Consider the following 11,198-nt stretch of genomic DNA (forward strand, 5'->3'; position numbering starts at 1 on the left):
CTTGTAGATTTTTCCGATATACCCGCAGCCTAACCGGCCTTTTTTTAAGCTTCGCAGATTTTAATGCGGTCTTACCAGCCATAAGAATTACTCCTTTGTATACCAAATATCAGGACACACTGACAGCGATGAACGTAATAACAGTCTTGACTTTCTCACTTCAGACGCAATAATAGAATCATAGTGATTCACTTTTAATTCCACTATGAGGTGATATGAGACAGCTCACAATAAGTGGTATCCCAAATCAAATTGAAAATATCATTAACAGAGAGGTAAAAAGGAATGGAGTAAGCCTTAACAAGGCATTTATTTCATTACTTGAACGTGTAACCGGGATCACGACAGAAAAGAAAAAAAGCAAGACGCTATACCACGATTTGGATCATCTCTCCGGTGTATGGGCAAAAGAAGAGGCCTCACACTTTAAGAAGAATCTCGATGCACAACGAAAGATAGATGATGGGTTATGGAAAAAAACAGAATAATACTGGATACATCTGCATATTCTGCCTTTTTGAGAGGGCATGAGGAGCTTAAACTGTCAATACAACAAGCTGATGAAATATTTCTGAACCCCGTTATAATCGGCGAATTGTTGGCTGGATTCGTAATGGGAAAGCATGAAAAGAAGAACAGGACTTTTCTTGAGGAGTGCATCTCCTCACCACGAGTAAGCATAATTAGCATTGATGAGGAGACCTCGGAAAGATATGCTGTTATAAGGAAAGTTTGAGATGAGCAAAAAGATGGTGAATAGATGACCGGAACAGCCTCTTCCTCTGAATCGTCCCTGAGGTGCGTTATCATACGGCTCCTGAAAGGCCTGTACATGCTGGTGATGTTTGCGGTGTTCGGTATTGCAATACTCCTTGGACATTTTATCACGCCATTCTTGCTGCTGTACGATAGACTTGCCGGGCCTGATCCGTTTCGCAATCAGAGGGTTTACAGGGGATTTGTCGTCCTGTGGCTATGGCTCATGGGAAAGGGAGGACTGCTCAAAACGCTTCCTAACAAGGGAACGATTATGGAGGGACCCTGTGTAGTAATAGCCAATCATCCGGGCCTTTTCGATGTCCTCGTCCTGATCCGCGATGTTCCGAAAATGTCCCTTATAGCCAAACAGCCGCTCCGCACCAGACTGGGAATGGCCTATTTATTCAAACTCGCAGGATGGATCTTCGCAACCGGCAATGCGAATGCCGCTACGGCAGCGGCAACCACGAATAACGCAGTGGAAGTGCTGGGAAAAGGCTATAAGTTTATGCTCTTCCCGGAAGGCACGCGTTCTCCGAAAGGCAGTTTGCTGCGCTTCAAGGCCGGTGCGTTCAAGCTTGCCAGACTGGCCAATGTCCCTATTCAACCGGTACTCATCAGGAACACACCGCCTTTCCTGCCCCACGAGGACCGCTGGTATTTCCCGCCGTATGAAACATCCTCTATCCGTCTCGAGTTTTTAGAGCCGATCCCTCCGCCTCGCGAGAAGGAAGAACGCAAGGTTGCAGCCATGGTGGAAACCATGTTTCGCATTGCACTGGGCATAGATCAAAATACTGCTTTTCTAAACATAAAAAATTAAAAACACAAAACCTTAATATTTAAATAAGTCAATGATATTTCCTTATTTTATTTTTTGAGTTAAGAATTATCAGGTGCAAGGCTTGGATTTTGAAAAGTGGAGGACTATATATATGTCAGAAACAATTATAAAAAAAAGCAAGATCCTTATTACCTGTGCAAAAGGGATAGCGCCTTTTTTGAAGGAAGAACTACTCATGCTGGGATTCCCGGTAGTCACTGAGACTATCGCGGGAATAGCAACCGAGGGTACTATGGACGATACACTCCGGCTTAATCTCATGCTCCGCACAGCACACCGAGTGCTTTTCCTCCTTAAGCGATTATCCGCACATGATGCCGATGGCATGTATCTCTCACTCTTGGAAATAGCATGGGAAGAACATATAGCTGAGGATGGATATGTCTGTGTAACATCCAGTGTGGATAATCCGAGTGTCAGGGACTCACGCTACGTAAATGTAAAAAGCAAGGATGCCATTGTCGACAGAATAAATGCAAAGTGCGGGCGGCGTCCTGATTCGGGGCATGATAAAGGAAAGACCGTGATTAATATCTACTGGAAAGACGAGGACTGTTCAGTGTATTTTGATACCTCTGGTGAAGCCCTTTCTAAACGCGGGTACAGGAAAATCCCTATGGCAGCACCTATGCAGGAGACACTTGCTGCTGCAGTTATCATGGCAACAGGATGGAACGGGAGCCGGAATTTCATCAACCCTATGTGCGGCAGCGGTACCCTTGCCATTGAAGCCGCTTTAATTGCACTTAACAGAGCGCCGGGCCTTTTGCGAAACAATTATGGTTTCATGCATATAAAGGGATTTAACGAATCACTATGGAACGGTCTTCTTGTACAAGCAAAGAAGGATATTAAGAATGACATTAATTGTAGGATCATTGCCACCGATATCAGAAAAGAGGCAGTAGAAGCAGCAAAGAAAAATGCTGCGGCAGCAGGTGTTGAACACCTGATCGAATTCGCTGTGTGTGATTATTCGGAAACCATAGTTCCGGAAAACGGCGGGACAATAATACTCAACCCTGAATATGGAAAGAGAATGGGAAGAGCCGAAGAGCTTGAGAGCATTTACAAAGGCATCGGCGATTATTTTAAAAAAAAGTGCAGTGGATATACAGGATATGTTTTTACCGGTAATCTCGACATGGCAAAGAAGGTAGGTTTGAAAGCAAAACGAAGAATCCCATTTTTTAATGGGGATATAGAATGCAGGCTCCTCGAGTATGAACTGTACTCGGGAAGCAGAAGGAAAAAACGGGGTGAAAACAAATCATGGATGGAACAAGACGCTCAGATATAAGACCGGGATTGCATGTTTCTATTGTACTTAAGAAAGACCAGCAAAACGGAAAGCTAACGAAGGGTATCGTAAAAGATATTCTAACCGGTTCGCCCGTGCATCCACACGGGATCAAAGTCCGTTTGGAAAGCGGAGAAGTAGGGCGAGTGAAAGAGATATTTTAGACGGGAGAGTGTATTGTTCCACTCGCTTAGAACGAAATAGTGGAGGAATAAACCCTGACACTACGAACGGAAGATTTAATAAAACACAGGTATTTTATTTCATCTTTCTGACAGTTCATGTACGAATTCTATCAGAACTTTTACATTGGATTCCGGCGTTGTCGGAAGAACACCGTGGCCGAGATTGAATATATGACCATTGCGTTTGCCGGTCATTTTCAGTATGGCTTTTACATGCTTTTTTATTTCTTCAGGTGAAGCAAACAGCACTGCCGGGTCGAGGTTGCCCTGAATAGCCTTTTTGTAGCCTATGCGCTTCCATGCCTTATCAATACTTATTCGCCAATCAATGCCTATAACATCCCCGCCTGAATTGCTCATCAATTCAAGCAGTCCCGCGTTGTTGGTTGAAAAGTTGATAATGGGGATGTCATATTTTTTCAAGCCGTCAAGTATCCGTTTATTATACGGCATTACATACCGTTCGTAATCGTAGGGACTTAAACAGCCTGCCCAGGAGTCAAACAACTGTACTGCGTCAGCCCCTGCCTTTATCTGAGACCCGAGATAGAGCAAAACTATTTTTGAAAGTTTATTCATAATCGCATGCCAGGTATTCGTTGCATCCATCATCATCTTTTTTGTTAACAGATAATCCTGTGAATGCCCGCCTTCTATCAGATAGCTTGCCATGGTAAAGGGTGCACCCGAAAAACCTATAAGAGGGGTATCGCTGCCGAGTTCCCTCTTTACAAGCTTTATAGCCGATAGTACATAACTGAGAGACTCTTCCGGCTGCGGTATAATCAATTTGCTCACTTGATTTGCTGTTCTTATCGGGTTGTGAATAACTGGTCCATCATGGGTTGTAAAACCAAATCCAACACCCATACCTTCAAGAGGTAAAAGTATATCGGCGAAGATAATGGCAGCATCCACATTAAGTTTTTTTACGGGGAGAAGCGTTACCGCAGTGGCTATCTCCGGCTCTTTACACATTTCTATAAATGCATATTTTCTCCTTATGTCCCTGTACTCTTTTAAAAACCTGCCTGCCTGTCTCATGATCCATACCGGTGTCATATCAACAGGAAGTCTTTTACAGGCATTTAAAAATCTCTTTTTCTTTGTAAATTCATTTCTCATACCTACTTCATTAACACACTATGCAAATTGTTGTAAAACGGTATTTAACTCAAATAATGCATTTAAAAAATGTTGAACTGCTGTCCGATATTATTATAATGCTTGCTTGATGTGAATTTTTCTGATTGACTGAATTTTTATATTTTTGAATATGCGGGTGCTGAAATGAATCAAAGTAACGAGTATGATAAAAATAAAACAGGGTTAACGACAGCCGAGATACAGGAGCGTTTGGCTAAGTATGGGCCAAACACTGTTGATGAGGAGAAAAAGCGGCCATTCAGGCTGTTCTTATTAAAGCTATGGGGACCGGTACCATGGATGCTTGAGTTTACTTTTATTTTAGAAATTGTACTTGGTAAGTATACAGAAGCTGTTATTATTTCTGCACTGCTTATATTAAATGCCGTTTTAGGTTTTAGTCAGGAACACAAGGCAGAGGCAGCCCTTGAACTATTAAGAAAAAGGCTGAGAATTTTTGCAAGGGTTCTACGGAACGGTGCATGGAACCGCATAAGCGCAGAGGAGCTCGTCCCCGATGATATCGTACATGTCCGGATGGGAGATCTTGTCCCTGCCGATCTAAGTATTATGGATGGGAATGTGTTGATAGATCAATCCGTTTTGACAGGAGAATCCCAGCCTGTAGAAAGGACAAACGGGGAGAAATTATTCTCCGGATCAATAGTAAAGCGCGGTGAGGCTACTGGTAAGGTCAACGCAACAGGTGCTTCAAGTTATTTTGGCAAGACTGCCGAACTTGTTAGAACTGCAAAAACAACAGGCCATCTCGCGGAATTAATATTTCGTATTGTTAAGTACCTTGTTGCGATGGATGTGATTTTAGTTATTGCCATTTTTGTATATGCAATGGTGACCGGTATCAATCTTGTAGAGATCCTGCCGTTTGCCTTGATCCTTTTAGTGGCTTCTGTTCCTGTAGCTCTTCCCGCTACTTTTACACTTGCCACAGCTATTGCCTCGCTTACTTTAACCAAAAGAGGTGTTTTGGTTACGCATCTCTCTGCAATAGAAGACGCAGCATCAATGGAAGAGCTGTGTAGTGACAAAACGGGTACATTAACATTAAATACTTTAAGTCTTGCTAAGTACAAGGTTTTCCCCCCATTTAGTGATGCTGAAGCTTGCTCCTATGCTGTAATTGCTTCAAATGAAGCAACGCAGGATCCCATAGATCTCGCCATCATTAATTATGCAAAGAGCAGGATAAAAATCGATACTGTAGAAAGAATAAATTTTATACCTTTTGATCCGGCGACAAAAAGGGCGGAAGCGGTCATAAAGAGAGCAGGGATTACGATCCGCGTTGTTAAGGGAGCTCCATCAGTAATAGCACAGTTGATAAGTGAGAAAAATGAGTTGATAGAAGAGTCAAGCAAGCTTGAGGAGCAGGGTTACAGAGTTTTAGCCGTTGCAGTAGCTTCGGATGAAAAATTTAAACCCGTTTGCCTGCTAGCACTTTCAGATCCCCCAAGGCATGATTCAAAAAGCTTGTTGGAGCAGTTAAAAGGTCTTGGAATTAAGGTTAGGATGGTAACCGGCGATAGCACGCTTACTGCAAAATCAATGGCAAAAGAAATAGGTCTCGGAACAAACATATGCACAAAAGAGACTATTAATAATCCGGACGACTGTGACGTGTTTGCCGGTGTTTTTCCCGAAGATAAATTTTATTTGGTCAAAGCTTTGCAAAAGCAAGGCAAGATTACAGGTATGACAGGGGATGGGGTAAACGATGCGCCTGCGCTGAAACAGGCTGAAGTGGGTATTGCAGTATCAAACGCAACCGACGTAGCAAAAGCTGCCGCGAGTCTCGTTTTAACCCAGCCCGGTCTGGTAAACCTTCTTGATGCCATTAAGACCGGCAGGATGGTTTATCAACGTATGCTTACGTATACGATAAACAAAATCTCAAAAACGTTTCAGATATCGCTTTTTCTAAGCCTCGGGCTTTTATTTTTTGGTGTATTTGTTACAACCCCAAGACTGGTTCTTTTACTCCTGTTTGCCAACGATTTTGTTACCATGTCTTTGTCAAACGATAGGGTTGGTTATTCAAGTAAGCCTGACAAATGGAATGTACCCGTATTGATCGGCATATCGCTTGTTGTGGCAGGTGCATGGCTGGCTTACTCATTTGGTGTTTATGCAATAGGACATTATGTCCTGAGAATGCCTTTATCTAATATTCAGACATTCGTTTTCCTGTCATTGGTTTTTAGCGGTCAGGCTACGGTATACCTTGTAAGAGAAAGAGAACATCTCTGGTATTCCCGGCCTGCAACAATTATGCTGCTTGCAACGAGTATGGATCTTGTAATCGTTTCCATTATGGCTGTGTACGGCATTTTGATGACGCCAATACCTTTTACTATAGTGATGAGTCTTTTATTTGGCACATTTATTTTTATGCTTATACTTGATTTTATCAAGGTGCCGTTGATGCATAGAAATGGCTTTGCAAGTACCGAATTACGTGTATAGTGATCGATTTTGTTTGGTGACGCTCTCTGCCCCTGTTCTTGACAGAGATTAAATGTATTGCTACCTAAAGTACAATGAGACAATTTGTATTTTATTCAGAGGCACGTAGCTCAATGGTAGAGCGCTGCTTTCACACGGCAGAGGTCGACGGTTCAATCCCGTCCGTGCCTACCATGTGTGGTATTAAAAGACGAAATTATGTGGATAACTTTGACATTCACAAGCTGTAATGTATAGTAAAAACGATATGCGTTGTTCAGTTAATAACAGCAGACCATTAAAAATTGATTTCTGTATTTTTAAAGACTACGGAGGCATAATAGGCACGTAGCTCAGGGGGAGAGCGCTACCTTGACACGGTAGAGGTCGGCGGTTCGAGACCGCCCGTGCCTACCATTCAGGAATCCGGATGATAAATATTATCTTTGAAAACAAGAACTATTCAATAGAGCAAGGAATCACTATAAAAGATTTCTTGAAAAGTATTGATAAATTATCAGATAAGATTGTAATTGCTAAACTCAATGACGGTTATGTTGATATTTCACATCAATTATCTGAAGATAATGGAGTTCTAAAACCGGTTACCATTGATGAGCCTGAGGGTATAGAAGCACTAAGGCACTCTGCATCGCATTTAATGGCACAGGCAATAAAACAGCTTTTCCCTGATGCGGTACTTGCCATAGGACCCGCCATTGAGGATGGATTTTATTATGATGTTTCTATTCCAACACCGTTCACTACTCAGGAGCTTGAAAAGATTGAAGAACGCATGAAGAAGCTCGCAGAACAGGATATTCCTATAGAACGTATTGAACTTACGAAACCCGAGGCGCAGAAGCTGTTTTCAGAAAAGAAAGAACATTATAAACTCGAACTGCTCAAAGAGATTGAAGGCAAACCGTCTGTATATAAGCAAGGTGATTTTGTTGATCTTTGTAAAGGACCTCACGTACCGTCGACAGGTTATATCAAGACATTTAAATTGCTTTCTACAGCAGGTGCTTACTGGAAGGGTGATGAACATAACGAAATGCTGAAAAGGATATATGGTATCGCATTTCCTGATAAGTCATCTTTAAAGACCTACCTTAATAATATCGAGGAAGCGAAAAAAAGGGATCATAGAAGACTCGGTAAAGAGCTTGATCTGTTTTCTATTGAAGATGAGATAGGTGCTGGGCTTGTTCTGTGGCATCCAAAGGGTGCAATATTACGTCAGATAATCGAGAATTACTGGAAGGAGCTTCATCTTGCATCAGGTTATGGGTTTGTTTACACCCCTCATATTGCAAAGCTGTCTTTGTGGGAAACAAGCGGGCATCTCGGGTTTTACAGAGAAAATATGTTTCCCGCAATGGAACTTGAGAATGTGGATTACCAATTGAAGCCGATGAATTGTCCATTCCATATATCAATATACAAAACAGCCATGCGCAGCTATAGGGATTTGCCAATAAGATGGGCAGAGCTTGGGACTGTGTATAGATTTGAGAGAACAGGGGTTATGCATGGACTTATGAGGGTAAGGGGGTTCACCCAGGATGATGCCCACATATTTGTAACACAGGAGCAGCTTCAGGATGAGATATTAAAGATCCTTAATCTGGCAATAGAATATTTAAAAAGGTTTGGATTTGATCGGTTTAATATTTATCTGTCAACAATGCCTGCAAAACACGTGGGTACGCTTGAGAACTGGGATAAGGCAGAATCGGCACTCAAAGGGGCGCTTGGGGAAAAGGGCTTGACATACAACGTAGATCCTGGAGAGGGCGTATTTTATGGGCCCAAAATAGATATAAAAATAAAAGATGTACTCGGCAGGGAATGGCAGTGTTCTACAATCCAGATAGACTTTAATTTGCCGGAAAGATTTGATGTAGACTACACTGGAGATGATAACAAAAAGCACAGGGTAGTGATGATCCACAGGGCAATAATGGGATCACTTGAAAGATTTATAGGTGTTCTTATAGAACATTACGGCGGAGATTTTCCATTCTGGCTTGCACCAGTTCAGGTAAAGGTAATCGCTATAAACACAAGAAATGTTGATTATTCAAAGAGAATAGTGTTAAAGCTTAAGAATATGGGCATAAGAGTAGAAGAGGATTACAGGGAAGAAACGCTTTCTCATAAAATTAGAGAGGCAACTGTTGAAAAGGTTCCTTATGTTTTTGTAATCGGTGATAGAGAAGAACAGACAAATACTGTAAATATAAGAAAGAAGAAAGATGCAGGGCAAATAACAATGAATGTTGAAGAGATTTCAGAAATGCTTCATACGAAAAATATAGAAAAGGAGAATATATAGAAAAGGAACTTAAATATAATAATAAAATCCAGGCAAGAGAGGTTTTACTTATAGATGCAAGCGGTACACAGCTTGGTAAAATGCCTTTATATCAGGCAATCTCAATTGCAGAACAGGTAGGTTTAGATGTCGTAGAGGTTTCCCCGAATAGTAGTCCACCCGTTTGCAGATTGATGGATTTTGGGAAATATAAATATCAGTTAAAGAAAAAGAGCAAGGATTCGAAAAAGGGTCAAACCGTAATCAAAACAAAAGAAATAAAATTAAGACCAACAACGGATGAGCATGATGTAAAGGTGAAAGTTGACAGAATAAAAAATTTTTTAAAGGATGGATATCGTATAAAAATAGGGATATTCTTAAAAGGCAGAGAGATGATGTATTCAGAAAGAGCATTTAAAATGCTAAATAATATAATAGGCGTACTTTCAGAAGAAGCCATGGTTTCTGAAACGCCAAAACAAATGGGAAAAAGTATTTTTGCGATAGTATCGCCAAAGAGATAAAAGGATTTTTTTAGGAGGATTTGAATGCCGAAGATTAAAACAAAATCAGGTGCAAAGAAGCGTTTTTCTATTACAGGAACCGGTAAGATAAGAGTAAAAGGAGCAGGTAGAAGACATATACTTGAACATAAAACAAGTGCGCAGAAAAAGCGATTGAAAAAGTATATCATACTTTCCGGTTCTATTAAAAAGCAGGTTAAAAGATTGATTCCAACAATGTAGTAATGATAACTACATGACGATTAAAGAGGTGAAGAAATGAGAGTAAAAAAGGGAGTAACAGCAAGGAAAAGGCATAAAAAATACCTTAAACTTGCCAAAGGCTACTGGGGCAGAAAACATTTGATATTTAAAACAGCCAAAGAAGCTGTCGATAAAGCACTTAAGTACAGCTACAGAGATAGAAGGGCGCGCAAACGTGATTTCAGAGCATTATGGATTATAAGAATCAATGCAGCGGTAAGAGAATTCAATATGAGCTACAGTAAATTCATGGCCGGCTTGAACAAGGCAGGTATTGTTGTTAACAGAAAGATGCTTGCAGAGCTTGCTGTCAACAAGCCTGCGGCTTTTCAAAAGCTTGTTGAGTCATCAAAAAAGGCTCAGGGTATAGCATGATCTATGACTACCCTCAAGGAACTGATTGATAAGCTTGATAGTATTGGAAGTGACGCAGAGCAGGCATTATTAGCAATAGAAAACCTCGAACAGCTCGAGTCGTTTAGAATAAAATATCTTGGAAGGTCATCTGGTGCATTAACAGCTCTTTTCAAGCAGATGTCTGGGCTTACTGACGAAGAAATGCCCGTTTTCGGTAAAAAGGCAAATCAATTAAAACAGTTTATACAGAGCCTTTACGAAGATAGGCATGAGCTTATAACACATAAACTTGATGGGGAAAGTGATTTGCCTTCTATAGATATTACCCTTCCGGGAAGGTCAATAAGAAAAGGGCATACCCATCCAATAACAAAGGCCATGAATGAGATCATATCCATATTTACATCAATGGGTTTTCAGACTGTTGATGGTCCCGAGATAGAGCTTGATTACTATAATTTTGAGGCACTTAATATGCCTAAAGAACATCCGGCAAGAGACATGCAGGATACTTTTTATTTTCCGGACGGCTTTCTTTTAAGAACGCAAACGTCACCCGTACAGATAAGAACGATGGAGACGAAAAAACCTCCTGTGAGTGTAATCGCACCGGGCAGGGTATTCAGAAGGGATTGGGATATAACACATACACCCATGTTTCATCAGGTGGAAGGATTGCTTGTTGATAATGGTATAAGTATGGCTAATTTAAAAGGCGTTCTTGAGGAATTTCTTATAGGTTTTTTTGGAAAGGATACAAAGGTAAGGTTTAGACCAAGCTATTTTCCCTTCACAGAGCCAAGCGTAGAAGTTGATATAGGCTGTTTACTCTGTAATGGGGATGGATGCAGGGTATGCAAAGGAACGGGCTGGCTTGAAGTACTCGGCGCCGGTATGGTGCATCCGGAGGTTTTGAGAAGGGTTAAGTATGACGCATCAACCTACACAGGGTTTGCATTTGGTATGGGGGTGGAAAGACTTGCCATGCTTAAATACAATATCAATGATCTTAGATTATTTTTTGAAAATGATTTAAGGTTTTTGAGACAATAAA

The 11,198-nt window shown here is 41.1% G+C and carries 12 protein-coding genes and 2 tRNA genes; 13 read left to right on the forward strand and 1 reads right to left on the reverse strand.

What is annotated here, in order from left to right; genetic code table 11:
* Positions 1-215: 215 nt before the first annotated feature.
* The 5 genes from M1381_05260 (at position 216) to M1381_05280 (ending at position 3,067) form a co-directional block, all read left to right on the forward strand.
* Positions 216-488, forward strand: a complete 273-nt coding sequence (locus M1381_05260; protein MCL4478495.1) for a hypothetical protein — start codon at positions 216-218, stop codon at positions 486-488.
* Positions 470-736 carry a PIN domain-containing protein gene (locus tag M1381_05265; GenBank protein MCL4478496.1) on the forward strand — a complete coding sequence of 89 codons (267 nt, stop codon included), beginning with the start codon at positions 470-472 and terminating at the stop codon, positions 734-736. The genes M1381_05260 and M1381_05265 overlap by 19 nt, the downstream gene beginning before the upstream one ends.
* A gap of 96 nt (positions 737-832) precedes the next feature.
* Positions 833-1,582, forward strand: coding sequence for a 1-acyl-sn-glycerol-3-phosphate acyltransferase (locus tag M1381_05270; protein ID MCL4478497.1), 750 nt, complete (start codon positions 833-835; stop codon positions 1,580-1,582).
* A gap of 112 nt (positions 1,583-1,694) precedes the next feature.
* A complete protein-coding gene (locus M1381_05275) occupies positions 1,695-2,903 on the forward strand; it encodes a class I SAM-dependent RNA methyltransferase (protein ID MCL4478498.1) in 1,209 nt (402 codons plus the stop codon).
* Positions 2,876-3,067 carry a YwbE family protein gene (locus M1381_05280; GenBank protein ID MCL4478499.1) on the forward strand — a complete coding sequence of 64 codons (192 nt, stop codon included), beginning with the start codon at positions 2,876-2,878 and terminating at the stop codon, positions 3,065-3,067. The genes M1381_05275 and M1381_05280 overlap by 28 nt, the downstream gene beginning before the upstream one ends.
* A gap of 99 nt (positions 3,068-3,166) precedes the next feature.
* On the opposite strand, the gene hemE is transcribed toward M1381_05280, so the two are convergent.
* Positions 3,167-4,213 carry a uroporphyrinogen decarboxylase gene (gene hemE, locus M1381_05285; GenBank protein MCL4478500.1) on the reverse strand — a complete coding sequence of 349 codons (1,047 nt, stop codon included), beginning with the start codon at positions 4,211-4,213 and terminating at the stop codon, positions 3,167-3,169.
* Between the two features lie 165 nt (positions 4,214-4,378).
* Here hemE and M1381_05290 point away from each other — a divergent pair, with 165 nt between their 5' ends.
* The 8 genes from M1381_05290 (at position 4,379) to pheS (ending at position 11,197) form a co-directional block, all read left to right on the forward strand.
* Positions 4,379-6,718, forward strand: a complete 2,340-nt coding sequence (locus M1381_05290) for a plasma-membrane proton-efflux P-type ATPase (protein ID MCL4478501.1) — start codon at positions 4,379-4,381, stop codon at positions 6,716-6,718.
* 99 nt (positions 6,719-6,817) lie between these two features.
* Positions 6,818-6,892: transfer RNA gene (locus M1381_05295), tRNA-Val, on the forward strand.
* Between the two features lie 147 nt (positions 6,893-7,039).
* Positions 7,040-7,114 (forward strand) — tRNA-Val (locus M1381_05300).
* Positions 7,115-7,127: 13 nt separating this feature from the next.
* The gene (gene thrS / locus M1381_05305; GenBank protein ID MCL4478502.1) at positions 7,128-9,038 is read left to right on the forward strand and encodes a threonine--tRNA ligase; all 1,911 of its coding nucleotides are present in this window, start codon (positions 7,128-7,130) and stop codon (positions 9,036-9,038) included.
* Positions 9,039-9,088: 50 nt separating this feature from the next.
* Positions 9,089-9,544: a translation initiation factor IF-3 gene (gene infC, locus M1381_05310; GenBank protein MCL4478503.1), complete on the forward strand. Its 456-nt coding sequence runs from the start codon at positions 9,089-9,091 to the stop codon at positions 9,542-9,544.
* A 24-nt stretch (positions 9,545-9,568) separates the two neighbouring features.
* Positions 9,569-9,766, forward strand: a complete 198-nt coding sequence (gene rpmI / locus M1381_05315; GenBank protein MCL4478504.1) for a 50S ribosomal protein L35 — start codon at positions 9,569-9,571, stop codon at positions 9,764-9,766.
* Between the two features lie 36 nt (positions 9,767-9,802).
* Positions 9,803-10,162, forward strand: a complete 360-nt coding sequence (rplT, locus tag M1381_05320; protein MCL4478505.1) for a 50S ribosomal protein L20 — start codon at positions 9,803-9,805, stop codon at positions 10,160-10,162.
* Positions 10,163-10,165: 3 nt separating this feature from the next.
* Complete coding sequence (gene pheS / locus M1381_05325) at positions 10,166-11,197, forward strand: phenylalanine--tRNA ligase subunit alpha (protein MCL4478506.1); 1,032 nt, start codon at positions 10,166-10,168, stop codon at positions 11,195-11,197.
* Position 11,198: the final 1 nt, after the last annotated feature.

The organism is Deltaproteobacteria bacterium (assembly GCA_023382265.1).
Classification (GTDB): domain Bacteria; phylum JAMCPX01; class JAMCPX01; order JAMCPX01; family JAMCPX01; genus JAMCPX01.

Bases quoted from the DNA above. Each gene is read 5' to 3' on its own strand.
- thrS (MCL4478502.1), top strand. From the start codon at position 7,128: ATGATAAATATTATCTTTGAAAACAAGAACTATTCAATAGAGCAAGGA.
- M1381_05260 (MCL4478495.1), top strand. From the start codon at position 216: ATGAGACAGCTCACAATAAGTGGTATCCCAAATCAAATTGAAAATATC.
- hemE (MCL4478500.1), bottom strand. From the start codon at position 4,213: ATGAGAAATGAATTTACAAAGAAAAAGAGATTTTTAAATGCCTGTAAA.
- rplT (MCL4478505.1), top strand. From the start codon at position 9,803: ATGAGAGTAAAAAAGGGAGTAACAGCAAGGAAAAGGCATAAAAAATAC.
- M1381_05290 (MCL4478501.1), top strand. From the start codon at position 4,379: ATGAATCAAAGTAACGAGTATGATAAAAATAAAACAGGGTTAACGACA.
- M1381_05275 (MCL4478498.1), top strand. From the start codon at position 1,695: ATGTCAGAAACAATTATAAAAAAAAGCAAGATCCTTATTACCTGTGCA.
- M1381_05280 (MCL4478499.1), top strand. From the start codon at position 2,876: ATGGATGGAACAAGACGCTCAGATATAAGACCGGGATTGCATGTTTCT.
- rpmI (MCL4478504.1), top strand. From the start codon at position 9,569: ATGCCGAAGATTAAAACAAAATCAGGTGCAAAGAAGCGTTTTTCTATT.
- M1381_05270 (MCL4478497.1), top strand. From the start codon at position 833: ATGCTGGTGATGTTTGCGGTGTTCGGTATTGCAATACTCCTTGGACAT.
- M1381_05265 (MCL4478496.1), top strand. From the start codon at position 470: ATGGAAAAAAACAGAATAATACTGGATACATCTGCATATTCTGCCTTT.
- pheS (MCL4478506.1), top strand. From the start codon at position 10,166: ATGACTACCCTCAAGGAACTGATTGATAAGCTTGATAGTATTGGAAGT.